Here is a 25,112-nt window from a genome sequence, read left to right on the forward strand (position 1 = left end):
TTAATTATGAAATGGAACCGAAAGATCAAAAACAAAGGTAACGCGAGTTGATGCAGTTTAGATGTCGAACAGCTTAGTTAATCTACATCTGTTTCAGACGCATTTTCAGTCGGTTTCAACCGACTTTAGCTATGAGACGGGGGTTTCAACCCCCGGCGGGTCGTGCCACAAATTATATCGTTTCCGGTTGCATCGTCAGGTGATAAATTAGGGGTCAATTTAGGCATAATTCTTAGAAGTTGCCACCAAATAACAAATAACAAATAACAAATAACAAATAACATGAAATTAAAGACTCGCCCCCGCACCAACAAAATTTCTAACGTTCAAATCGCTTTCATGGCGACAGAGGCGCTGTGGAATAACAAATTACGTACCAGTTTAACTATGCTGGGCGTAATTATTGGGATATCTTCGGTAATTGCCATTACTTCCGTGGGACAGGGAGTACAAAAATCAACTGAAGAACAGTTAAAGGCTTTGGGTACAAATGTGCTGTTGGTGTTATCCGGCGCTGCGCGATCCGGTGGTGTCAGTCAGGGAAGCGGTTCTGCTACTACCCTTACTTGGGATGACGCTAAGGCGATCGGCAAACAAGCTCCTGCTGTTAAGGCAATTTCGGCTTATTTGCAGCGCCAAGTGCAAGTCGTTTATGGCGGACAAAATTCATTTACTGCTATTTTGGGAACAGATTTAAATTATCCCGATGTCAAGAACATTCAACCTCAACAAGGACGGTTTTTTAACGAGGATGAATTGAATGCTGCTGAGCCAGTAGTTGTCCTCGGTTCTAAGGTGCGGGACGAACTTTTTGGAGCCGGAGCTAATGCGCTATCCTCCGACATTCGCATTCAGGGAAACCGCTACAAGGTCATTGGAGTGATGGAAAGCAAGGGGTCTGTAGGGGGAACCGATCAGGACGATCGAGTGTATATTCCCCTCAAAAATATGTCTTCGCGGATTGTGGGCAGAAATTCTTTAGCGGGGATTGCGATCTCTGGTTTTTGGTTGGAAACTGCGGGCGAAGCGGATTTAGCGGATGCTCAATTTCAGGTAGAAAATATCATGCGCTTGCGCCACAATATTTATCCGCCACAACCGGATGATTTTCGAGTTGTAAATCAAGCTGAGATAGTTAATACTTTCAGCAATGTGATAGGTTTATTTACGGTTATGATCGGAGCGATCGCCGGAATTTCTTTGGTGGTTGGCGGCATCGGTATTGCTAATATTATGTTGGTGTCTGTTGTGGAACGCACTAAGGAAATCGGAATTCGCAAAGCGGTAGGCGCTACTAATGCAGCAATTCTGATTCAATTTATGGCCGAATCTATTTTAGTTTCGACGGTGGGGGGAACGGCGGGAATTGGGCTGGGAATTGCGATCGCCTTTGGGGCTTCGACAGCGTTCAAATTTCCGTTTGTGGTTTCTGTATGGTCGATCGCGGCCGGTTTTGGGCTGTCTTTTACCGTCGGGTTGTTAGCTGGAGTATTGCCGGCTCGGAATGCGGCTCGCTTAGATCCGATCGCAGCCTTGCGGAATGATTGAACTTACTGACGATCGCCCCAGTTAAATTGAACAGTCCTTGCACGCAAGTGTGACAATTATAGTCCTGGGCTTACGTGTGGTCTGAAACCGAGTTTGATGCACGATCAGACTTGGTTGTCGGCGACAGATGCGCTAATTCGCTAACGCGACTCAGACAAAAATTCCATCAAAAAAGGCTGCAAACTAACACAGGTAAAGGGTTTGAGATTGAATTGAGTTCAGTCTAGAACTGACAAGGATTTCAGCTATGATGGGGCATCAAAATCTTTCCCTTACCTAGACAGCTTTTCAGGTCTTTAAGGGGCTAGAAAATGTCTAAATTACGTTAGAAATAATATATAGCCTTTCTCATAAAGATGACGTACAATAACGGCAGTGAGTAAACCAATTCCAAATATTTTCGCTCTGTAACTGCATTAAATGGAAACCAACAGTGCTTTTGCTAAATCTTAATAATTACTCGTCTTGATAGAACTGAGAATATTTTTATTTTTTGACAATAAATTTTCAATTGGGGAGAAGTCCGGCGACTAGGGCGATAAGTATATTAACTTTGCCCCTTTTTAAGATGGCTTTTTCTCATTATTCTCCGGTATGAATAGTACACTTATCCATCACTAAACAACCCGCTTTCCCTAATTTTTGTACGAGTTCTAGGAGGATAAAAGCCTCAAATGTAATTGCATCTGTTGAACTTATTAAACTGGACTTCCCCCTGCAAATATACTTACCTAGGCTCAAAAGCCTATCATTGCAAAAGTTTCCATTGTTGAGTAAAATTTCTGTAGCCATGTAGGTTATTCACGCCTGCAAGCTTACGCCAATTATATTGAATCTATTGCGTTCTGCGCGATCGCCAAAACGGCTATTGCTTTAACTTGGGTACAGTTTTTTCACTCAACAATTGAAACCTATAAGTGGTAAATGTTTTAGATATTTTATTACATTTGTACGGGGGAAGTCCAGGTTAGGCATTTTGGAGCAATTGTTGTAACTGTTCATATTCTACACCAATTAATCGCTGTGTTTCTTTATGATTCTCTTCAATAGAATTCAAGAGGCCGCTCATTTTTCTGTGTAAAAAAATGTCTCTTATGTTCTTTTACCACAGCATATTACTATTTTGGAGATGTCTTATATAGCAGATATATTTTGATTTACAGCTTTGCAGTAGCGCTTCTGGGCTACTGCAAACCCCAAACTACAAAACCCCTTTAGAACTCGGAATCCGACTGGCGCGCCGCGGATCGATTTCTACCGCCATCCGCAGAGCTCGCGCAAATGCCTTAAATGCCGCTTCTACAATGTGATGAGAATTTCCGCCCTGCAACTGTCGAATGTGCAGTGTCATTTGAGTGTGGTTCACCACCGCCGAAAAAAACTCTCTCACTAATTCAGTATCGTAAGTGCCGATCCGCTGGTTGGGAATTTCCAAGCTGTAACTTAAGTGAGGCCGTCCCGAAAAATCTAGCACTACTTCAATTAAAGCTTCATCCAAAGGTGCGATGAAATGTCCGAAGCGAGAAATGCCCGATCGATCCCCGACAGCTTTTGCTAGCGCTTGGCCCAAGGTAATTCCCACATCTTCGTTCGTGTGGTGGTCATCAATCTCCAAATCACCGATCGCCTGCACGTCCAAATCGATCAATCCGTGAGAAGCAATCTGGTGCAACATATGGTCTAAAAACGGAATCCCCGTAGACGCCTTGCAAGTTCCTACACCGTCGAGATTGAGGCTAGCAGTGACATCCGTTTCCAGTGTCGTGCGTTTCACCAAGGCGGCCCTAGCTGGTTGAACTGAAGTTGCAGGAGGTACAGAAGGGCGATCGATTATCTCCATAATTTGCAATGGGTCATTCATTAGAATTAATTAGTAATTTGGGATTAACACTTTTGTAGCGGACAACGGACAGTTGACTGTTTGCAAATCTTGTTGTCAACAGTTAACTGTCTAAAAACTTCGCTGTCAACTGTCAACTGTCAACTGTTTACCAGCTATTACATTCCCATGATTTCGTAACCAGCATCGACATACAAAACTTGACCCGTAATCCCGCTAGCGAGATTGCTGCACAGAAAAGCCGCAGCATTTCCTACTTCCTGCTGAGTCACCGTCCGCCGCAGCGGCGCCACTTCCTCAACGTGGTGGATCATGTCCAGAATACCGCCAACTGCTGACGAAGCCAGAGTCCGAATTGGACCCGAAGAAATCGCATTTACCCGAATATTTAACGGGCCCAGTTCTGCTGCCAGATAGCGAACATTCATTTCCAAAGCTGCCTTAGCAATTCCCATCACATTATAATTAGGAACTACTCGGACACCGCCCAAATAAGTCAGCGTCACAATACTGCCACCCTCGGCCATCAGCGGTTTAGCTGCTGCACAAAGCCGTACCAGCGAGTAAGCGCTAATATCCAAAGCATTGGAGAAACCTTGGCGCGAAGTGTTGGTGAAATCTCCCGACAACTCGTCCTTGCCGGCAAAAGCCAGACAGTGGATCAGGACATCTAACTTGCCCCATTTTTCGGCGATGGTTTGAAAAGTAGACTCAATTTCGCTCTCGTCTTGGACATTGCAGGGCAAATACAGACTGGGATTGAGCGGTTCCACCAGTTCAGCGACTTTGCGCTCGTGCTTGCCTTTCTCGTCCTTCAAAAAAGTTATGCCGAGGTTGGCCCCAGCTTTGTGGAGCTGCTGAGCGATACCCCACGCGATCGAGCGATTGTTGGCAATGCCCGTAACAAGAGCATTTTTTCCGGTCAAATCTATCATCTGTATTTCTTCTAGAAGCAACTAGCACCGTTCTCATTGGCTCTCTGCGACAACCCCGCCAGTTTAGACACAACTGATTCAGCTTTAACTGATTCAGACACAATTGAGACACAATTGAGACACAATTGATATTAATTTTGCTGTGGAGCTACATGGGGGCGGAATTGAAAAAGTTAAGAGAAGGGCTAGATTTAATCATACAGTGCGTGTTTACCTTAACATTAGATGGAAGTAACCGAATCCTTGGATATTGGAGGTTGGGCTGTATATTTACTCAATAAAGGTTAATCGGCAAGTTATAAAGTATTGATTAGTACAAAGGATCTAGTCGTGACGCATGATAGACCGCTAGCAGCCGTGTTCCGCCAAATCAGCGGCGGGGCGTTTCCACCCATTGTGGAAACCTTTGAACGGGGCAAGACAATTTTTTTCCCTGGAGACCCGGCTGAGCGCGTCTACGTTCTCATTAGAGGTGCTGTGAAGCTCTCCAGGGTGTACGAAGCAGGGGAAGAAATTACAGTCGCCCTCCTACGCGAAAATAGCGTATTTGGGGTGCTGTCTCTGATTACGGGACACCGATCGGACAGGTTTTACCACGCGGTAGCCTTTACGCCGGTGGAATTGATCTCGCTGCCGATCGAACAAGTCGAGAAAGCGCTCAAGGAAGACCCGGAACTCTCGATGGTGATGCTGCGGGGACTGTCGTCTCGGATTTTGCAAACCGAGATGATGATTGAAACCCTGGCTCACCGAGATATGGGTTCGAGACTCGTCAGCTTTTTGCTGATTCTGTGCCGGGATTTTGGCGTGCCCGGTACGGAGGGGATTACGATAGATTTGAAGCTGTCCCACCAGGCGATCGCCGAAGCGATCGGCTCGACACGGGTAACTGTGACTCGTTTGCTCGGGGATCTCAGACAAGAAACCATGATCTCGATCCACAAGAAAAAGATCACAGTCCACAACCCGGTGGCCTTAAGCCAGCAATTCACTTGATGCCGAGAAAGTATGGGATTTTGGATTTTGGATTTTAGATTCAATCCAAAATCCAAAATCCAAAATCTAAAATCGGAATGACTGCTGGATACATCCTGGTATTTGTAATTTTAGTGTTGGGGGGTGTGATCGCCACTGTCAGCGATCGCCTTGGGACGAAAGTCGGCAAGGCAAGGTTGAGCTTATTCAAACTTCGCCCCCGCGATACTGCTGTTGTTGTGACAGTGATGGCTGGCAGCATCCTGTCAGCACTGACTCTGGGCATTTTGTTTGCGACTAGCAAGCCGCTGCGAACCGGAGTTTTTAGAATAGACGAGATTCAAAAAAGGCTCAACAACGCCCGCCGAGAAATCAACCAGGCCACTCAAGAAAAAAATCGAGTGGAAACTGAATTAGCTCAAGCCAGAGCCGCTCAAGCGCAAGCTAGAGCGAATTTAGAGCAAATTAATCAATCCCTCCAAGCCGCTAATGCCGAGCAAGCTCGGACGCAAACAAAATTAAACTCGCTGCGGGCCCAGCTCAACAGCGTGCAAGCAGCCAAGTCTAAAACTGAAGAGCAGTTAAGTCAGGTAGAAGCGGCTAAATCCGAGACAGAAGAACAGCTCAGCAGCGTGGAAGCGGCTAAATCCCGCACCGAAGAACAATTGAAACTGGTTGAAACGGCCCGATCGACTACACAAGCTCAGCTCGATCGCACCGAGAACCAATTGAAAACAGTTTCTGCTCAAAAAACGACTTTAGGAGCGGAAATCGCCCAACTGCAAGAGGAACGCCAACAGTTAATCGAGCAGGTAAAAACTCAAATTGCCAAGCGAGACGCAGAAATTGCCAAGCGAGACGCAGAAATTGCCCAGCGGGACAAGGAAATTGTCGCTCGCAACGAACTAATTGCCCAGCGGGACAAGGAAATTGCCCAGCGGGCGCAAAATCTGGCAGAGCGCGATCGAACTATTGTCGAGCGCGACAAAGTAATTGCCGAGAGGGAAGCACTCTTAGAAACCTTGGCACAGCAACAAGCTCAACTCGAACAGCAACAAACTTTATTGCAGCAGCAAGTGCAAGTTTTGGAACGCGATTTTCAGGCAATCCGCGAGGGTACAGTTGCCATCAGGCGCGGTCAAATTTTAGCTGCTGGCGTCGTTCGCATCCTCGAACCCGGTATGGCGAGTCGCGCGATCGATCGGCTTTTGCAAGAAGCAAATAAAACCACCGTCGGACTCATGCAGCCGGAAAATAGAAAGGTTAGGGAGCAGGTTATTCAAATTACTAAAGCAGAAATCGATCAACTCATTAGTCAAATTAAAGACGGTCAAGACTACGTGGTGCGGATTGTCGCCGGCGCTAATTACCTGCGGGAAGAAAAGGTAATTAAGGTATTTGCAGAAGCAGAAATCAATCGAGTTGTGTTCCGCGCTGGAGATGTCATTGCAGGGGTTGCTATCGATCCGGTGACTTTAACCGACGAACAGGTGCGACAGCAGTTGCTGCAATTGATAGAAGCTTGTCAATTTCGCGCTCGCCTCATCGGTGTTGTCGGCGGTAGAGTTCAAGTGGCAGACAATCAGGTTGAAACTTTGGCTGGTTTTATCGAGCGATTGCAGCAGTACGAGAAACCGCTGGACGTTCAGGCGATCGCCGCAGATGTCACTTACATCGCCGGCCCGCTTAAAATAGATTTAGTGGCTCTTGAAAACGGAGCCGTTGTTTTCCGCACCGGACAACAAAAACAAGGCCCCGGAGATTTGAACATTAAAAAATAAATTTGGTAATTAATAATGGGTAACAGGCTATGATTTTAGGTTTCGATCCCGGTAAAGACAAATGCGGCATAGCTGTAATGGGTAGAGATAAGAAGGTCTGCTACCATCAAGTTGTGCTGTCGGAAGCAGCGATATCTACTATTCAATCTTTGTGCGAACAGTTTCCCATTGAGTTATTAGTGATGGGAGATCAAACGACTTCTAAGAGTTGGAAACAAAAACTGACGCAGAGTTTGTCGCCGGAGATCGAAATTGTTCGGGTTGACGAGAGGTTCAGCAGTTTGGAAGCCAAGGAACGCTACTGGGAAATGTACCCTCCGACGGGATTTTCTCGCTTGATTCCCCAGGGGATGCGGACGCCGCCGAGACCGGTGGACGATATTGTGGCGATCGTCCTAATTCAGAGGTATTTAAACAAAAGTTAGTCAATTTTATAAGCATTACCACTGATTCTCTGTGATTATTTAGGAATCAATATGTTTTTGATGCTCTTGAATTTTTAACTTAAATAAAATACACCCTAAATTTAGTGAATTTATCATTAACTAACAGTTAGTGTTACTTGATGACAGCTTCGGTCAAGATTACCTTACCATTCTGGCGGACTTGCAGGCGTTGGGGGTTAATCGAATAGATAATATTGCCGTTAGTCGCTTCATAAGTTCCGTCGTCACCTGTAGTTACTTGCATTACATTGATTTGGGTGCCATTTATTTTACTGAGGCCTCGGTAAAAAATATCGCCTTCCTGGGTTTTGCAAATGTATATAGAAAAGTTGGGCGTTGCGAAAAATTGCACCATTTCCGCTCTCGGACATCCCTCAACTTGAGCAATTTGCAGCGGTTGATTATTGCCCAAAGTGTTGGGTGCGATCGCCCGAACTTGGCCAATCGGTTGATTTAGTGGAGCGGCTTCTGCTGAGGCTGTCAAAAAGCCGTGAAGCGAAGCTATCCCGTTCCCCGTAGGGGTTCCCGAAGGGTAGGGAATCGCACTAATGCCTGCCATAACTAAAACTACTCCTTTAATGCTCTTAAATCTATATTTATCAAACATCTTTTCACTCCTGGTTTTAACTATATAATTACATCTTAAGCGATATGTGCTGGATATTAATAATATTTAATATCAGAGGTGAAAGCTGCAGGAACCCGGTACACTGTCGGTTTAAGTAAGGTGCGAACTGTGTACCCTACACCAGTAAAAATACATAAGTATGTCAATGCGAGCCAAGGCAAGCAATCTCTTGCATTGATAACATTTTTAAGGTTTTATGACTTGTTCACGCTGAGCTGAGAAACCGGGTTTCTTGATATATTTATCGTTACTAAACTTTTGATTTTTCTAGAAACCAGGTTTCTAGCCCCCCAGGCGATCGCGAACTGACTCAGTTACACAGTAATTTTTATTGGCGCTTAGCTATTTAGTCAATAATAAAAAGGGAAACAGAAGATACATTTTTCCTCCCATTTCCCATTTTTTAAATAACCGTAGTCATCACTGCGAACCTGGTAATTAATTAACTGCTGCCAACTGTTTGTCTTTGATTTCCACAGGCGCGGTTAATGCTTCTTCCAAATCCGCACAGCCGAGTTTTTCCTCCAAAATTGCCATCACTTCGCGGCCGAAATCATTAGAATTCCGCTGCCAAGCTTCTAAACAAATTTGTCCGAAAAACGAACCCAAAGGTTCGGGATTCCACAGCAATTTGCGCGCTGTCCAAGGCATCAAACTCATGGGATCGTAACCAGGTTGCAGAATATCCTTTTTAAAGGCGTATTCTTCCAAAATTGTGTGCGGCTGCAACCCGATAAAGAAAATCGCTGGTTCTACTTTATCTGCTCCGAAAATTCGCTCTAATTCTCGGTGATAAGCAATAGTTTGCCGGATGGTTTCAAAGGTTTCGTCAATGACGTTAAACGAGTAATTAACGGAAACCACATCGTTGTAACCTGCTGCTTTTAAATCGCGACAATTTTCCAAAACTACTCGCAAGTTGTAGCCCATCCGCATTTTCCGAACCAGTTCCTGGGAACCGCTGGTGATGCCGATTTCAAAGTAATTCATGCCAGTTTTTACCATCAAATCGCACAACTCGGGTGTGAGATTGTCCGCACGGATGTAAGCGGCCCAGTGTATGTCAGTCATGCCGGCGGCGATGATTTTTTGCAATAATTCGATCGCATCGTCGATGAATTTGCGTGCTGGGATAAATTGAGCGTCGGTAAACCAGAAATTGCGGATACCTCGATCGTACAATTGCCGAATCTCCGCCACCACCTCATCCGCCGGATTGATCCGCACTTGCTTGCCTTCAATCACCGTATAAATGCAGTAACAGCAGTTATGAGGACAGCCGCGTTTGGTTTGGACTCCGACGTAGAAGTCCATATCCTGTAGATAATAGGAAAATTCCGGCCAAATGGTTTCGATGTAGTTATAATCGCAAGCAGTTTTCTCGATGTTGGCTGGTTTTTCGTGAATTAGCTTCGCGCGCGGGACGGTTTCTCCCACCACATAACATCTTTCCTCGGCCAAATCTTCGCCCTTAATCAACTTCTCCAGCAAAGCTTCGCCTTCCCCCACCGAAACCACTGTTCCAGCCGGCAAACTGCGTCCCAACTGCTCGTAAAACACGCTCACAGCACCACCGCCCACCACTGCACGAGCTTCGGGGCGGTATTTCCGGGCCCGCTTCAATCCGCGCTCGATCAGTCCCAAATTGCGCCAGAGTTCGGTGTAGTAAGACGCTGCTAAACGCAGTCCTCCGAGGGCTCCCCGGAACTTGATCAGCGGATTTTTGGCGTAGTAAAACTCGAAGGCATTTTGCAGCGGGTTGCCGCCCCTGCCGCCCACGGGCGCGTAAATTTGAATGTCCCGCCAAGAGAAAACCAGCAGAGTCGGCTTAAACTCGTCTATGCTGGCATCTAAAGCTTTAGCGAAATCTAGGGGGGGTACGGCACCTAAATCGAAAATGCGCTGTTCGACATTGGGAAACAGCTTGTGTACGTGATCCGAAAGATAGACAACTCCGATCGGGAAAATAGGATTGCAAGGGAGGCGAACGTACAGGACTCGGTTTTCTCGGTTTTCCATGATTGCCATATCCTAAAGTGGAACTTTTTCAGCTATGTTAATATTCTTTTAATATAACTTTACAATATGTCTAATTTTCGCAATTTGATATTAAATATTCTTAAATTTTTCTATTGGGCTCAAGGCCGAGCTTGTTGGTGTCGATCGGCAACAGCAGTAGGAAAAAGCTACTTTTTAAGTAAATACAGCGTATTTTGACCGAAAATTTCAGCAGAGAGTCAAAAATCACGTATTTATCCGGCTAAATACAAATTTTCGCGCGATCGGTCTCTAATGTGTTAGGGAGTTGGTAGTCGGCTTTACAGTAGGCTGGGATCGCCTAGTGTTAGCCTGAGAAGATAACTAAAACTTTTAGGCAAGGCTCCCTCAGCAGTTATGGCTCAAATTCTTGACCCCGTACCATCAGACACCGACAGCAAGATTCTGTGCTGCTACGTCAACGCCACCAGTCAGATTCAGATTGCTCGAATCGCCAACATTCCTAACTGGTACTTTGAACGAGTGGTGTTTCCCGGACAGCGCTTAGTGTTTGAAGCTATGCCGGCGGCAGCATTGGAAATTCACACCGGGATGATGGCTAGTGCAATTTTGTCGGATAAAATTCCTTGCGATCGCTTGCAGATTAACGAAGGCCCCTACTCAAACGTCAATCCTAGCAGATCGCCAGAGGCAGTTCAGGGCGATCGAGGAGTAATGGTCGGCCGCCCCAAATCCCGAGAAATCTCAGAACCTTTGACTGTACCGGCACTAACCGCCGTTGATTAATTGAAGTTGTGAGTTTTGAGTTATAAATTGTCAGTGAATTGATAACTCCGCGCTCAAAATTCCAACTTCAGCAAAGCGTTAAAAACTCAACTCTTAAGAATCAAAGTTTGTGAAATGAATTTTAGATCGAAACTCCCGACTGCAAACATTGTCTGGTTTTTCGTATTTCCCTGAGTTTTGTTGGCGGGATCGACAACTGTGCAAAAATAGCATTACACAGCTTCTCGAATTCAGCCATGTCAGCACAACCGATCGCCCTTTCCCCATCTTCTGCCCCAGTATTTGAGCCAGCGGTATTCCGGCTTTCTCCCCTGATTAGAATCACGCTGTTGAGCTTGTACACAGCCCTGACAATTCCATTGCCGTTTTTGTCGGAAGTAACCCAAGCACCGGTTCCCCCTGCCGCACTCTGGGCGGCAATTTTTGTCGGGGCTGTGGGCCTCTACGGCGTGCTCAGTGAAAGGGTAATTTTGAGCGAGGAAGGGATTGAAGTCACATATCCCAACTGGTTTCCGCGTTGGTTTCGCAAGGGTTGGTCGCTACCTTGGACTGAGGTAAAAGCTCTCAAACCTCGATCGACTGGTCAAGGAGGTTTAGTTTACTATTTTTTGAGTTATTCTGGTGAAGGTTATTTGCTGCCAATGCGGGTGGCTGGATTTGCTAACTTAGTCGGTTTGGTGGAAGCAAAAACAGGTATTGATACTAGAGATGTTCGCCCTTTGTCGCAGCCTTGGATGTATCTTATTTTGCTCTTCTGTACGCTGCTGCTGCTGTTGGTGGATGCGTGGACTATTGTCACGGCGATCGGGCTTAAAGGTAATCTGTAATATTATGTCTGTTGTCTATTTAGTTTGTAACTTTTGGGAGGAGCTCGTGTCTACCCACAAGATTTGCCATAAAAATAAGCAGACAAATTAAATGCTCGACAACTTACAAACCTTTTTGATTAGACAATATTGAATAATTCTTCGGGCGAGAAACCGCAGATGTAAGGCAGATTAACACAGAGAAACGCAGATAATTGAAGGAATTGAGATCTTGGAAAAGCAATGCAAATCTATTGTGTTTATGTCAGTCGCCAGCATCAGCTAAAAAATATTTAGTTGGCATTTTGAAGTTCTTAAAGTTCTTGTGAGGTGGGTCAGAAAGCCTGCTCAAAATATGCAGGTTAAATGTGGATCATTTTATCAAACACGCCCAAAAATGAAAAACTCGGTTTCTTTAAGAAGCCGAGTTTTTACGCATTCTATTGTTTATTTAAACTACTTAACTTCAGCCGATCTCCGACTGTTAGGTGATTCGTAGTAAACTCCAGAACCTGTGTCCGAGACAAAATGACAATCCCAGTAAGAGCGCATAAAACTCTTCCAAATTGGCTCGCTTGACTTGCGATAATAATCGCCCAACACTGGTTTAATTGCTTCTGTTGCTTCCTTCAAGTGATAATGCGGCATTGTCGAGAAAATGTGGTGGGCTACGTGGGTGCCGATATCGTGATGGATGGAATTGATGATTCCGTAGTCGCGATCGATCGTAGACAATGCACCTTTCAAGAAATACCAATCATTACCGCGATACCAAGGAATATCGGCTTCTGTGTGGTGGAGGAATGTTACCAAATCCAGCCAGATCACGAACACTACATAGGGAACCAAGTAGAACTTAAGTAAAAACAGCCAACCAAACTGATAAGTTAGCGCGCCTAAAAAGCCTACCATCAGTACCAAGGATGCGGAACTCGTCAACACATCCCATTTTTCCGACGGACGGAAAAGCGGGCTACCGGGCATGAAGTGAGAACCAGTTCGATCGGGCGATCGGCGAAATAAATAAATTGGGTAGGCAAATAACATCAAATAAAAGCGTCCCAGCTTTTCGTACCAAGGCATTTGATTGTATTTGCTCTCCGATACCGGATACCAGCTTTCATCGTTATCTAAGCTGCCTGTATTTGCGTGGTGGGTTCTGTGACTAATCCGCCAACCGTGGAAGGGCACGAGAATTGGAGCGTGCGAAAGGTGTCCGATCAGGTTGTTGAGCCATTTGCTCTTAGAAAATGAACCGTGTCCGCAGTCGTGGCCCACTACAAACAATGCCCAAAACATGGTTCCTTGCATCAACCAAAAGATTGGGTAAAAGAGCCAGGAATCGACGGTGTAGGCGATCGCATACAAACCTGCGATGATGCCAATATCTAAAAAGAAATAAGCCAGAGATTTCCATGCCGAGGGCTCAAAACAGTGGGCTGGAATGGCTGCCTTGATATCTTGAAGAGTAAAAGGTAACTCTGTTGTACGAGAGGATGAGCCTTGATTGCTCGCTGGATTGAGAACAGTATTTGATTGCACGAAGTTTCTGATTTAAGCTGACTTGAGAAACCGCATTCCGCCTTCTTTTAACAGTCAATCGATTTTAGATTTTAGATTTTAGATTTTAGATTCACTCCACAGATTAATTGGGGAACTTAACTAAGATCTAAATTTTTTGGCTCTACCCGACATGAGTCGGGGGCTTGTATCCCTGTGCAGGTGAGGTAACATTCAACCTGCAAGGAGCCATATTTTTAATCTGCAAGGGTTTCTAAAGTTCTTTAGTTCGCATGAATAGCCCGTCCGCGATTCTCAAGCAAGTTGGCTTGTGGAATAGTTGTATGGGAAAAATTAGTGCGATCGACCCTGTTATCTGAAAAAATCTCATGTGCCCGTTGTAGGTGCGAAATGCGACTTCAATCTGAGAGTGGACATCTGGAGGAACTACCTCCAGGCTGCAGGTAGCATACAGCGTTTCGAGCAAAAATTGTGAACGAGTGTGTAGGGAAAAGCCCATCGATTTTAGATTGGCGATTTTAGATTTAAGGACAAATCTCCAATCTCCAATCTCCAATCATAGTTTTGGGTTTCACGCAACTTCTACCCAACCGACTGTTCACTACAGTTCACAAATTCTGCAAGAATTGCTAAAACTAAGTTAATGTAACATTTCTACACACATTCTGGCAATGACTTACCAGAAAAACTGGAAAATCCATAAATTGCCGAAAGTTACGGGCGATCGCTTTCCCACTTTTTGATTTTCTAGGTTCCAGCTTTTTCTAATATGAGCTTAGACCGTTTTACCACTTCTGGAACGTCGATCGGATAATCACCGGTGAAACACGCCGAACAAAAACTCATCGGGTCTTCGTTAGTCGCCCTCAGCATTCCATCCCAACTCAAGAAAGCCAAAGAATCAACCCCAATTTGGGCACCGATTTCTGCAACTGATTTAGTAGCAGCAATCAACTGATCTTGATTGTCGGTGTCTATCCCGTAGAAACAAGGATGAGTCACTGGCGGTGAGGAAATTCTCATGTGAACGGCGGTTGCACCCGCATCCCGCAATGCTTTGACGATTTTGCGGCTTGTTGTGCCGCGCACGATCGAATCATCGATAATGATTACCCGCTTTCCTTCCAACACATCTTTAAGAGGGTTGAGTTTCATGCGGATTCCTGACTCCCGCATTGTCTGAGTCGGTTGAATAAAAGTGCGCCCGACGTAACGGTTTTTAATCAATCCTTCGGCGTAAGGAATGCCGGAAGCTTGAGAAAAGCCGATCGCCGCCGGGATTCCAGAATCGGGAACGCCGATGACTATATCCGCATCAGCCGGAGATTCTGCTGCTAACAAACGCCCGATCCGCAGGCGGTAGCTGTACAAACTTTCACCTTCCATCTGGCTGTCCGGTCGAGCAAAATAGATCATTTCAAAGATGCAAAGTTTGCGCTTTTGTTGCTGACTCCAGTGGAAGGAAGCCATACCTTCCTCTGTAATCCAAACTAATTCTCCCGGTTCTACGTCCCGCAAAAATTCAGCACCGATAATATCCAAGCCACAAGTTTCCGATGCTAAAACGTACCGTACCGGAGTTGTGGGAAGGATGCCAATTACCAACGGGCGGACACCGTGGGGGTCGCGGACTCCCATCACGCCTTGGGGGGTGGCGATCGTCAAACTAAAGGCTCCTTGGCACATAGCAAAGGCGCTGATCGCTGCTTCCAGCCAGTCTTTACCTTTGTCTACCTCGGAACCGATCGCCACTGCGATCGCCTCTGAATCCGTCGTGCTGACAAATTCGCACTTCCGAGACAGCAATTCTTCCCGCAATTCTTTGGTATTGACAAGATTCCCGTTATGTGCTAAAGCCAGACTTCCCAAACGAGTTTCGACAACCACAGGCTGAGCGTTGACCACGCGCGACGAGCCGGTAGTAGAGTAGCGAGTGTGCCCTACAGCTAAGTTACCGGGCAAGTGACCTAAACTCGATTCGTTGAAGACTTGGGAAACCAGTCCCATATCTTTGTGCAGGTGGACTTTTTCACCGTCAAAGGTAGCAATTCCTGCTGATTCCTGACCCCGGTGCTGCAACGCATACAAACCGAAGTAGGTCAACTTGGCGACATCTTCACCCGGTGCGTAGATACCGAAAACGCCACAAGCTTCCTCGGGCTTGTCGGGTTTGTTAGAATGCTCGTCAGCCGCGAAGGAATGGTTGGGAATCATAGATGGGTGGGTTCCTAATGGGGAAGGTGGGTTAGGGGGACAGTTTCAGCGGGAAATCTTGTTTGCGAAAGCGTCGCATAACTTAACATTCCCTTAATCTTGCCACGGATCTGTCATTATTTCCAACTCGTGTAGCATTTCAGACAGAAGCGATGCGGCGTTTAATGGCATTGTAGTATCGATCGCCCTCAAATCCTATATTAACCTTGATTAACGGCGGGCGAGGGATTCGGCGATTGAAAGAGACTGTGGGCGAATTCGCCAAGCGTGTTACCCCTCACATCTGGAATACAGCATTGGGTTTCGCTCTGACTACTTAATAGCTATATGGTTAATTAAATTTTTAGTCCAGAGCCACTATTTTTAGGGGTGAAGGGTAAAACCATTTTAAAATTCGCCCACAGTCTCTTTCAACCGCCGAGTCCGATCTACTTATTTTTCTGTTGAGTCTTCGCTTGTTCGATCGCAATTTCCCTCACTGCTTGGAAAGAACTCAAATTCGATGAACCCTCAATCGCCTTCACAGCCAAATCTTGAACCTGTTTCAAAGCAGAATCCAGTTGTTTCGACAAGCTAGCAATGCGCGCATCTTGATTGTGAATTGTCTGCAACATCCCTTGAATTTGCAGTTCATAATTTTGCTTCTGCCCTTCGATATCTTTAGCCCACAAATCAGCCTTAACTTTAGCTTGGTAATTACCAATATTGCGACCATTATCTTTCCCGTTCTTGATATTAGCTTCCAGTTCTTTCGGGAAAGCTTCTACCTTCGCTTTTAGCTCAGCATACAGCTTTTCTCGTTCCGAAATAGATTTTTCGCGTTCCGCCCACTGTTTCTCCTGTTCTTGCTGAAACTCTTCGATTTCTTGATACAGCGTTTTCTGGCGCTGTTCGTATTCTTCGATGTCGAGATTTCGCTGAAGATTCAAATCGTAATCATACAACTCTTCATCCCGCTGGCGAGCTTTTTGCTGATTCTCATTGCGTTCTTTAACGGCCAACTTGTGGAGTTCCTGCTCTTTTTCCCAAGCTTGCCGGCGTTCCAACAATTCCTGTTCAACCGTTTCGCGCTGTTCGCTGAGTTCCCCAGCAAAACTTTTCGCGCTTTCTTCGTACTGTTGAATTAAATTGTCCAGCGTATCTTCTGCAACATCTTCTAAACTATGCAACTCTTGCAGTTGTTGGATTTCGTCGCCGACAGTTCGCTGCAATTCCCCCAGTTTAGACGCTTCTGTTGTCAGTTTTTCCGACAGTTCGCTGACAGCGGCACCGAAGCCAAATTGCAGTAAGATTAAATTGTCGATTGTAGACTGCATTTTTTGTGGATTTTGAGTTAAAGCCATTGGTTTTTGGGCCTCCACAATAGGTTTTTCTGGGGCTGGTGTTTGCTTTTGGGAAGCGTTTAGCTGTTGGATTTGCGATTCTAACTGCGCTTTTTCTTGCGCTGCTTCCTTGTAGGCTTCTAAAATTTCAGCCTTGGTGCTTTTGTCGCTAACTTTTTTGTTCATGACTTTTCATTCCTTAATACTTGGGAAAATTTCTGTCATTTTTCCGTAAGGTGCGGATTGCACACCTTACTGGGTTTTAAGCTTTGCTGGCAAAAGCTTTCATTGCCAAATCTTGCGCTTGCTTCATTGTGGCTTGCAGTTGCGCGGAAATTTCGGCTATTTGTTCGGTTTGTCGCTCAATAGTCTGCTGTAGAGATTGGACTTTCAATTCATATCCCTGCTTGCTTCCTTCCCATTCTTTCTCCACTAAATCTGCCTTAACTTTAGCTTCGCGGGAAACTTCTTGGATTGCTTCTTCTTTGGCTTTGACATAAGCCTGTTTGAGTTCTTCTTCAAATCCGGCGGCTTTTCTTTGATTCTCTTCAAACTCCGCTTGATTGTCGCTGAGGACTTTTTCGCGCTGTGTCCAATTTTTCTCTTTTTCGCGAGTAGATTGCTGCAAATCTCGTTCTAGTTTGCGCTTCTTTTCTTCGTATTCGTCGGTTTCGATTTGGCGGCTGCGCTGTAATTCGTATTGGTAATCGGCGGTTTCTTCCTGACGTTCTTTAGTTATGAGTGCAGCCTTTTCTTGAACTGCTGCCTCAAATTCTTGCTGTTCTTTTTCCCAAACCTTGCGTTTTTGGGTGGTGTCTTTTTCGATTATTTCGCGCTGGTTGGCGCTGTTTTGTTCGAGCAGGGTCAATTTTTCTCGGTGCTCTTGAGTTAAAATGTGGAGGGCGTCTGCTACAACTCTGATTTGCTGCAACTCTTGCAATTGTGCGGCTTCAATTTCGATCGCGCGTTTTAATTCGTCTAATTTTGAAGATTCCGCCTTCAGTTTTTCGGAAAGTCCGCTGGTGATGGTGCCGAAATCTAATTGCAAGTCTGCCAAGCCTTTGACGATGCTGTCAATTGTGTAGGTGGAGGCGAGTTCTAGGACTTGTTTGTTTTTGGCTTTTTCGGCTGACTGTTCTTTGGTTTCTACTTTAGATTCGATCTTTTTTTTGTCTGCTAAAATCTGCTGAAATTTTTGCAAAATTTGGGCTTTGCTATCCTTAACAGTTGCTATTGTCATAATTTTTGCTCCTCCTGATTATAACTTTTTGACACTTGTGACTGAAACGTTTTCAGTTATTCTAAGTTGCGGAGTTGGCTGAGAATGGAACGGTACTTTCTGGCTGCGTCGGGTTTTTCTTCTGGATTGGCAATACCTAGAGTTTTGAGAAGTTTGCAGCAGCGATCGCACCGATTTCCTTCCCAGCAATCGCACTCATCAATTATACTCAAAAGTGCGCCTTTTAGCAATTGATTTTCGGCTAACAAAGCTCGGTAATTCCGCTGGACTGATTCGGCAACTAAAGTCATGTGTTGGAAGTCTTCGGTGAGACTTTCGATGTCGTTAACTGCGTCTGCCCGAATTTGGTCTAGCAGCTCAAAATTCTCTCTCAAACGGCTTTCTTGCAGGTTTGGTTTGGTTTTCAGCTTGGTTAATTTTTTCATTTCAGTCTGTGGCAACAGTTATGGTAAAGGCGCGATTAAATCGCGCCTTGACAAGAAAATTAGAACAAGTCAGCAGTTAATTGGTCTTCGGCTGGCGGTAGCGACATACTGCCGTTGGAATTCAAAGCAATAGCATCGCTTTCACCGCTAGCGTGAGCGGCCATCAAGCAGGCAACTTGCTGCGCCGGCAGGTTATCTAAACACACCATAGCTTTTGTTCCTTCTAAGTCAATCATCCGCGATTGATTGCTAGAATCTGACAAAACTGCTGCAGCTTGGTCGATCACCGCCCAATCTTTCCGCTCGTTCCAAGACCATTTCAAGCTGTAGTAGTTGATCGGTTTTACTACTCCGCTTTCGTCTGGTTTCTGACCGGAATGTTTGACAAATTCGGGAACAAAAATCCCTGTTGCAGGTTCTACGCCGCGAGATTGAACTGATGCTACCAAGCGGTTAAAATCGTTCAAGCTGCGGTTTTTGATGTATGTCACCATGACAACTCCTTGCGGCAATTCGCCACTTTCTGCGACAAACCAGAGTTGACCCCACAGTGTGTGGGAAGTTTGACCGAGGGAACCGAAGAATTTGGAGAATTTGAGGATTGTCATGGAACACTTGGAACCGTAGTCGGTATCGCCGATCGCCCACTGGCCACTTTGGCAATTGTTACGTACTGCGATCGGGATTTCTGGTACTAGCAAAGCATTGCTCGGTTTGGCACCAAATACTGAAAATGTAGGTCTTTCTTGTGTTTTAGTAGTCATTGTTCGTTTTTCCTTAGTTCTTTATTGCTTTACCGGGAATTGGTAATTGGTAATCCGTTAAATCTCGTACATTGCTGGTGGCCGAACTTCGATTACCTAATGAGATGTGTTGTCGCTTTTGGTTCAGGATAGGTATACTCAAGCATCGCCTCTTGTTGAGCTTTGATAATCCGCAGCGCGGCGAGCAAATGCTCTAATGTTTCTAGGTGCGCTGGGGTGAAGTGGATGCTGAAGCCTTCGCCATCCCGCGCGTAGCCGGGACAAACCAGTGAGGCTGAGCTTTGTTCTTCGTGGGTGGCGATGTATAGCCAGTCATCGTCTTCGAGCTTGTAATGCGTGTCTGTCCAGGTTCTCAGCATTTGCGATCTGCTCCTCCTTATTTGCTGCGTACAAGCGTTTTGACGCCCAGCGCTTCTCACTCCTCTGAAGTTGACGACGCTATATGTAGCGTGTGAGCTAGGCTAATTTGCATTCTTAACCCTACCAGTCAGGGTTAGTTGGTTGATTAAACCGTCAACTAACCTCATGGTAGCGCGGGTTGATTTTCCCGTCAAGTATTTTGTTGAACTTTTCATCAAAACAGGCTAGAATGCTTGTCAGGAGGCAAAAAACCGTGGAACAAACATTTGGAAGACTGATCCGTCAAGCTCGCAAGGACAAAGCTTACTCACAACGTGAGCTAGCAGCTATGCTAAGTGTGGACTTTACTTATTTGTCGAAATTGGAGAACGATCGAGCGGATTATGCGCCAAAAGAGGAGGTAATCCGAGCATTAGCCCGAAATCTAGACATAAACGAAGAGGAATTGATTTTCTTGGCGGGGAGACTGCCGCAGCAGTACGAAGCGCTGCTGAAGCAGAATCCGAAGGAAATGCAGGCTCTTTTCCGCCGGATGCAAGAAAATCCAGATTGGCTCAAACAGTCTTTTGAAGCGTAAGAGAGGCCCCTCATAGTGAGTATTTTTAAGCCGTATTGCTTCTATCCCAAAGAAACGATCGAGCGTTTGGCAAATGACATCTTGATGCAGATGCAGAAAACGCAAAATTTTGCTCCGAGATGGCCTTTTGATGCGACAACCGTTGCTGATTTTCTGGATTTAGGCGTAGTTTGGGAGTGCATTGAGCCGGATGAAGAAGGTGCGATCGCCGCGAGGATTTTGCCGCAGCAGCGGTTAATCGAAATCAACGAACAGATTCTAGAAAAACCGGCGGGGTTCATCGAATCGACGATCGCCCACGAAATCGGCCACTGGGTGCTACACGTCAATCAAGACGAAGCAGACGGCACTGTGGAACAGTTGGAACTAAACTTGGGGAATGAAGGAAAAACCGCCCAGGATGTCGAGGAACCGTTTGTTTGCCGGGGTGCGAGTGCTGACAATAAGGTTTTGTCGATCGAATGGCAAGCGCAATATTTTGCAAGCTGTTTGTTGATGCCTCGGTGTATTTTGGAGGAAAAAAGACAGGGACGCGATTTAACAAAGTGGTCGCATTTATACAAAATGAGAGATGAATTGGGAGTGAGCATTTCCAATTTGACAAACCGCTTGCAAGAATTCGATTGGATTTACATTCCCAAGGGAACGCGCGAGATTTATGCCGGGAAAGATGCGGCCAACGGGCAGCAGCGGTTGTTTGGATAAAACTGCGATATAATTTGAGGTTTGAGATTGGGAAGCGATTCTCTAATCTCAAATCGTTAAAATTAATTTCTAATTAAGTTACATTTTATGCTAACCAATATTGAAATCCTGCTGGCAGCTTGTGAGGAATTAAATATCCCTTACGAAATCCTGCATCCTTCCCAAAACTTGATTAGACTCAAACACGGCGGCGAAGAATATTATTTTGTCAATTACATGACGCCATTTAACAGCGCGTCATTAGCAGAGATTTTTAAAGACAAAGAATATACCTATCAACTATTAAACGGCAAAATAAATACTCCCAGCACTCTCAGTTTTGTCTCGCCTTACTGCGAGGAAAAGTATAAAAAGTATTTGAGTTTCCCAGATATTGAATCAATTGTTTTAGAAGTAAATAAAAATTTCGCTTTCCCGGTGATTCTCAAAAGAAATCGCGGTGCTGGTGGCAACAATGTTTTTTTGTGTGAAACTAGAGAGCAAATTAAAGCAGCCCTAGAAATTATATTTAATGTCAACAGCAAAGATTATGACTATGTGGCGCTAGCTCAAGAATATATCGAAATAGCCCGCGAATATCGGGCTGTATTCTGCAAAGAGAAGCTAGTTTTGCTGTACGAGAAAGACAAATCTCAGGCTGAATTTGCGGGGAATTTAAGCCCGCTGCACTGGGAAGGTGCAAAAGCAAAATATATAATTAACCCCACTCTCATGTCGGAAATTGAAGATTTTGTTAAACCTGTTTTTGATGAAATTGCGATTAATTATGCGGGGCTTGACATAGCGCTCGATAAAAACGGAGCATATTGGTTAATTGAAATTAACTCAAGTCCCAATTACGATATTTTTGTGAGAGATAACGATCGCCAAATTGTCGTAACAATGTTTAAAGGCATTCTGGATAGCTTGGTTGTTAACAAAACGCCTTATTTGAAATTAAGAGTTGAGTAACGAGAACCTTAACCCAACCTACATATTTTGAAATTCACTCCATTCCTTGAAAATACCAGTAGAGGTTAGCAACAGTTAAATCATTGACTTCTTGCCAACTTGAGGGGGCTAAAGCTTTATAGCCAGAGGTAGTTGCTTTCTGACTGATATAAGATTCATGTTGTTGACGCAAGCTAGGTTTGATCAAAAATCGCAATTGATCGCGTAGTGATTTAAAGTGGGATTTTTGCTGCAAGTTTTCGTAGAGCGCAATTTCTTCGGGTTCTGCCACTATAGCAACTTCTTGATTAATATTTGAAACTGGTGTCGTTTCCATATTTAAACTAGCCAATTGTTTACGCTCATCAGCCGATAAACTTAGCATCCAATCTACCTGATTTTGCCAAGAGTTCAAAACTGCTAAATCCTGATTGTAAATCCGTGTAATTTCTGGAAATATAAAATCCATTTCATCTTTTGTGCAGCGCTCAATAACGGTGAGAATGTCTTGGCGTATTCTTTCTTGGAGGTGGGAAAGGGAATTACTTACAGACGCAGGCTCGTTCAGCAATTGATAAGTTAATGAAATTGTCTGCTCAATTGCCCAAGCACATTCAACTCTACGAAGATAGCCCACGGCACAAGTGGCTTTGAATAATTCAGGATTATTATAGTCAGCTAAAGCATTAGCTAAAATGTGTTGTGCACTTGTTAAGGTAGAATTTCTGGTATGTTTATCTTCCATTAATAAAGCATTTTGAATTAGTCTCTGTGCTTGATCGAATTTCTGATAAGCTCGACTTAAGATTAAACGATGTTGCTCAAAATTAATGCTTTCAGCTAACAGTTTAATTTCAGCAATAACTTCTGCTTTCTCGTTTTTTAGCAGTGCCTCTATATTAATAAAGCCGTGTGTAACTGTTAGCTTCAATTCCTTAATATCTTCCCTCATTTTTAAGGTCTGATGAAGGTTAACGGCTGACAGTGCAGCTATTGCCACCACGCCGACACCAATGACGGCAGTAGATGCTGACAGAATGCCCACATTAGCCGAGAGAGAGTTTAAGCCATACTGAATCACATCTAGTCTTTTGTAAGTTTCTTTAAAACCCATATCTGTTTGAACCATTTGCCCTACACCTAATACAAAATCTGGAATAGCTAACAACGGCTCGGCAACCATCCCAATTGCGGCACCTACAAAGTGACCTGTTGCCCTGTCTCTAGCTATTCCCAATAATACTCCTGCACTATTCTTCACGACTTCATAAGTGCCGGAGATGATACCAGCCTGTATGTGAGGAGGAAACACAAAAACCATATTTTTTACCTGAATAGCGATTAGTGTTACATATTATAATATATTATTATGGTTAACTTTGTCAGTCTACAGTGGAATTACTTAAATGAACGAATTCATGAAAGCATTTCAAAACATCGCCCAATATGCGGCTCTCGTCGCGGCGGATGATGATAAATCCTTAGAAATTAAGGAATGTGCTACAACCGTAATTAAGTCTGTCCAGCCTGGGTTTGATGAATTGAGGGAATCAGCCACCAGACTTGAGAAAGTTGTGCAAAAATGCCGAAACGATATCGATCGCGCTGAAGACGTTTGGACTTGCAAAGTTGGGATTGTCCAAGCTTCAAAACAGGAAATATGGCAACAGCTTGGGGAACTGAGCGGCTGTCATGTCAGAATTAATGAACTAGGTCGTCAATGTCAAAAATCGGCGATTGATGAATCTCAAGATTATTGGGATAAAATATTTGATGTCCGCGTGAAACAGAAGTGGTTTATTGATGCAGCAAAAAAACAAAAAAAAGGAATTGGCTGGAAAGAAAAGGATGATTTTATTAAAGATATTCCCATCGTGATGAATCTTGTTTGTATGGAAATAGATCAAATCATTAAGCGCAGCCTAGGTCTGGTTTATCAAGACCTTAGCACGATTAACTTAAAAGTGCTTAACCAGTATTTTCAAATCTTAGATAATCCGACAAAAAATGTGTGGAATCATTACATAAATTTAACTTTTAGCGAGATCGCAAATAAATTTGAGCAGCCGACAGTTTACTTTCCTGAGAATACCAAATCACTGAGGTCTGTACTTATTTCTGTTCTGGATGATTTATCCAAATTCCGTTTAGGCGATCTTTTTTGGGAAGAGGTTGTAAATTTCAAAAAGCAGGTTTCAATTGCGATTGATAAGTTTATTAATTCAATCTTTGAGGACAGATTATACCATGGAAGTAGAGCTTTAGTTAAAGCACTGAGATTTTACAATGAGTTTCTGGAAAAGCAAGATAGATATCAGCAAGAAACACCTGCACAACGTCAGGCTGAAAGAGCCTGGATTGATTCGCAATGGACAGAAATTCAGAGAGTGGAAAAAGGTATTAAAGTGATTCTAAATTCTTCTCTATAACTCCTTAAGCTACTTTCATTGGACTAGATCGCACTTCTTCACACGCTAAAATAAACTTAGTCACAATTCCATGAAAAAAATGACAACACAACTACTAGAACTAGAAGGAACTTGGGAAGAAATTCTCGCCCAATCAGCCAAATTTGCCGATCGCCGAGTTCGCGTTATTGTTCTTGCGGATGAGGAACCGCTGAAGTCAACCGAAGACTGTTTTCGTCAAGGATGGAAGGAAGCAATGACAGGAGAGACTGTACCGCTTTCTGAACTGTGGGAAGGCATTGATGCAGCGATCGAGATGATGCAGTCTCTGCCAGAAACTTTACAGCAACAAGTAGCAGAATACTTGAAAGAGTATATCGCCGACTTAAAAGATGAGCTTCAATGGGACGAATCTTTCCAGAAAACGCAACCGCAACTTGTGGCTGCTGCCCAACGCGCAAAACAAGAAATTGCTGAAGGAAAGGCACAGGAAATGAGACTCAATGAGTTATGAAATCTGCCACCCTTCCTTCCTTTTGGGAAAAATACAATTCTCTTGACAGTAGAGTAAAAGAGCAAGCTAGAAAAGCTTATCGTTTCTGGCTGGAAAATCCCTTTCATCGATCTTTGCACTTCAAGTGCATCAACCAGGAAGAAAATATCTGGTCTGCGAGAATCACGCGCGGCTATCGAGCAGTGGGGATTTTACAAGGAGATACCGTGACATGGTTTTGGATTGGAAACCACGATGATTATGAACGTTTTTTCTAGTAATCAGGCCGGGGCGGGTTTTCTAGATGGTTGGTTTCAGGCAATTATTGTTAGCGAACCCGCCCCTTGTATCTTAAAAGAGTGAGCTAGCCGATCGCCACGTCATTGATTCGATCATACCGACAATCAGGC

The 25,112-nt window shown here is 44.5% G+C and carries 24 protein-coding genes; 12 read left to right on the top strand and 12 right to left on the bottom strand.

The annotated features are described in order from the left end of the window. The first annotated feature begins 282 nt into the window (after positions 1-282). Entirely contained in the window at positions 283-1,548 is a 1,266-nt protein-coding gene (locus QUA33_RS24160; RefSeq protein WP_333151818.1) for an ABC transporter permease, read from the top strand. Positions 1,549-2,749: 1,201 nt separating this feature from the next. On the opposite strand, the gene hisB is transcribed toward QUA33_RS24160, so the two are convergent. Beyond that, positions 2,750-3,388 carry an imidazoleglycerol-phosphate dehydratase HisB gene (hisB, locus tag QUA33_RS24165; protein ID WP_333067416.1) on the bottom strand — a complete coding sequence of 213 codons (639 nt, stop codon included), beginning with the start codon at positions 3,386-3,388 and terminating at the stop codon, positions 2,750-2,752. 158 nt (positions 3,389-3,546) lie between these two features. Continuing rightward, a complete protein-coding gene (gene fabI, locus QUA33_RS24170) occupies positions 3,547-4,323 on the bottom strand; it encodes an enoyl-ACP reductase FabI (protein WP_333076152.1) in 777 nt (258 codons plus the stop codon). A gap of 330 nt (positions 4,324-4,653) precedes the next feature. Between fabI and ntcA the strand changes: the two genes are divergently transcribed. The 3 genes from ntcA (at position 4,654) to QUA33_RS24185 (ending at position 7,504) form a co-directional block, all read left to right on the top strand. Beyond that, positions 4,654-5,319, top strand: coding sequence for a global nitrogen regulator NtcA (gene ntcA / locus QUA33_RS24175; RefSeq protein WP_006634020.1), 666 nt, complete (start codon positions 4,654-4,656; stop codon positions 5,317-5,319). 77 nt (positions 5,320-5,396) lie between these two features. Beyond that, entirely contained in the window at positions 5,397-7,079 is a 1,683-nt protein-coding gene (locus tag QUA33_RS24180) for a DUF3084 domain-containing protein (protein ID WP_333151820.1), read from the top strand. A gap of 29 nt (positions 7,080-7,108) precedes the next feature. Further along, a complete protein-coding gene (locus tag QUA33_RS24185) occupies positions 7,109-7,504 on the top strand; it encodes a pre-16S rRNA-processing nuclease YqgF (RefSeq protein ID WP_333151821.1) in 396 nt (131 codons plus the stop codon). A gap of 133 nt (positions 7,505-7,637) precedes the next feature. On the opposite strand, the gene QUA33_RS24190 is transcribed toward QUA33_RS24185, so the two are convergent. Then, on the bottom strand, positions 7,638-8,084 hold the full coding sequence (locus tag QUA33_RS24190; RefSeq protein WP_333151823.1) for a hypothetical protein: 447 nt from the start codon (positions 8,082-8,084) through the stop codon (positions 7,638-7,640). 507 nt (positions 8,085-8,591) lie between these two features. Further along, positions 8,592-10,172: a photosystem II high light acclimation radical SAM protein gene (locus QUA33_RS24195; RefSeq protein WP_333151825.1), complete on the bottom strand. Its 1,581-nt coding sequence runs from the start codon at positions 10,170-10,172 to the stop codon at positions 8,592-8,594. A 375-nt stretch (positions 10,173-10,547) separates the two neighbouring features. Between QUA33_RS24195 and QUA33_RS24200 the strand changes: the two genes are divergently transcribed. Beyond that, on the top strand, positions 10,548-10,937 hold the full coding sequence (locus QUA33_RS24200; RefSeq protein WP_333151827.1) for a DUF1830 domain-containing protein: 390 nt from the start codon (positions 10,548-10,550) through the stop codon (positions 10,935-10,937). A 236-nt stretch (positions 10,938-11,173) separates the two neighbouring features. Beyond that, complete coding sequence (locus tag QUA33_RS24205; protein ID WP_333151829.1) at positions 11,174-11,764, top strand: hypothetical protein; 591 nt, start codon at positions 11,174-11,176, stop codon at positions 11,762-11,764. 435 nt (positions 11,765-12,199) lie between these two features. Here QUA33_RS24205 and QUA33_RS24210 read toward each other — a convergent pair whose 3' ends face one another. The 7 genes from QUA33_RS24210 to QUA33_RS24240 form a co-directional block, all read right to left on the bottom strand. Continuing rightward, positions 12,200-13,285, bottom strand: a complete 1,086-nt coding sequence (locus QUA33_RS24210; protein ID WP_333151830.1) for a DUF3474 domain-containing protein — start codon at positions 13,283-13,285, stop codon at positions 12,200-12,202. 726 nt (positions 13,286-14,011) lie between these two features. Next, positions 14,012-15,478: an amidophosphoribosyltransferase gene (gene purF / locus QUA33_RS24215; protein ID WP_333151832.1), complete on the bottom strand. Its 1,467-nt coding sequence runs from the start codon at positions 15,476-15,478 to the stop codon at positions 14,012-14,014. 428 nt (positions 15,479-15,906) lie between these two features. Then, the gene (locus QUA33_RS24220) at positions 15,907-16,986 is read right to left on the bottom strand and encodes a hypothetical protein (RefSeq protein WP_333151834.1); all 1,080 of its coding nucleotides are present in this window, start codon (positions 16,984-16,986) and stop codon (positions 15,907-15,909) included. A 76-nt stretch (positions 16,987-17,062) separates the two neighbouring features. Further along, on the bottom strand, positions 17,063-18,040 hold the full coding sequence (locus QUA33_RS24225) for a hypothetical protein (protein WP_333151835.1): 978 nt from the start codon (positions 18,038-18,040) through the stop codon (positions 17,063-17,065). 56 nt (positions 18,041-18,096) lie between these two features. Next, complete coding sequence (locus QUA33_RS24230; RefSeq protein ID WP_333151836.1) at positions 18,097-18,465, bottom strand: hypothetical protein; 369 nt, start codon at positions 18,463-18,465, stop codon at positions 18,097-18,099. A gap of 59 nt (positions 18,466-18,524) precedes the next feature. Beyond that, positions 18,525-19,229 (bottom strand): hypothetical protein, encoded by a 705-nt coding sequence (locus QUA33_RS24235; protein WP_333151838.1) that lies wholly within the window; start codon positions 19,227-19,229, stop codon positions 18,525-18,527. Positions 19,230-19,321: 92 nt separating this feature from the next. Continuing rightward, positions 19,322-19,588 carry a hypothetical protein gene (locus QUA33_RS24240; RefSeq protein ID WP_006634886.1) on the bottom strand — a complete coding sequence of 89 codons (267 nt, stop codon included), beginning with the start codon at positions 19,586-19,588 and terminating at the stop codon, positions 19,322-19,324. A 254-nt stretch (positions 19,589-19,842) separates the two neighbouring features. Between QUA33_RS24240 and QUA33_RS24245 the strand changes: the two genes are divergently transcribed. The 3 genes from QUA33_RS24245 to QUA33_RS24255 all read left to right on the top strand — a co-directional run bounded on the left by QUA33_RS24245 (position 19,843) and on the right by QUA33_RS24255 (position 21,822). After that, on the top strand, positions 19,843-20,166 hold the full coding sequence (locus QUA33_RS24245; RefSeq protein ID WP_006634885.1) for a helix-turn-helix domain-containing protein: 324 nt from the start codon (positions 19,843-19,845) through the stop codon (positions 20,164-20,166). 15 nt (positions 20,167-20,181) lie between these two features. After that, a complete protein-coding gene (locus QUA33_RS24250) occupies positions 20,182-20,871 on the top strand; it encodes an ImmA/IrrE family metallo-endopeptidase (RefSeq protein ID WP_333151840.1) in 690 nt (229 codons plus the stop codon). Positions 20,872-20,958: 87 nt separating this feature from the next. Then, positions 20,959-21,822 (top strand): YheC/YheD family protein, encoded by an 864-nt coding sequence (locus tag QUA33_RS24255; RefSeq protein ID WP_333151842.1) that lies wholly within the window; start codon positions 20,959-20,961, stop codon positions 21,820-21,822. A 34-nt stretch (positions 21,823-21,856) separates the two neighbouring features. On the opposite strand, the gene QUA33_RS24260 is transcribed toward QUA33_RS24255, so the two are convergent. Continuing rightward, positions 21,857-23,122: a hypothetical protein gene (locus tag QUA33_RS24260; protein ID WP_333151844.1), complete on the bottom strand. Its 1,266-nt coding sequence runs from the start codon at positions 23,120-23,122 to the stop codon at positions 21,857-21,859. 85 nt (positions 23,123-23,207) lie between these two features. Between QUA33_RS24260 and QUA33_RS24265 the strand changes: the two genes are divergently transcribed. From QUA33_RS24265 to QUA33_RS24275, 3 genes are all read left to right on the top strand, one after another. Further along, positions 23,208-24,230, top strand: coding sequence for a hypothetical protein (locus QUA33_RS24265; protein WP_333151846.1), 1,023 nt, complete (start codon positions 23,208-23,210; stop codon positions 24,228-24,230). A gap of 79 nt (positions 24,231-24,309) precedes the next feature. Further along, a complete protein-coding gene (locus tag QUA33_RS24270; RefSeq protein WP_333151847.1) occupies positions 24,310-24,723 on the top strand; it encodes a hypothetical protein in 414 nt (137 codons plus the stop codon). Then, the gene (locus QUA33_RS24275; protein WP_172190774.1) at positions 24,720-24,980 is read left to right on the top strand and encodes a ParE family toxin-like protein; all 261 of its coding nucleotides are present in this window, start codon (positions 24,720-24,722) and stop codon (positions 24,978-24,980) included. Before QUA33_RS24270 ends, QUA33_RS24275 begins: the two co-directional genes overlap by 4 nt. Positions 24,981-25,112: the final 132 nt, after the last annotated feature.

The sequence above is a fragment of the Microcoleus sp. Pol14D4 genome (assembly GCF_036701245.1).
Lineage (GTDB): Bacteria > Cyanobacteriota > Cyanobacteriia > Cyanobacteriales > Microcoleaceae > Microcoleus.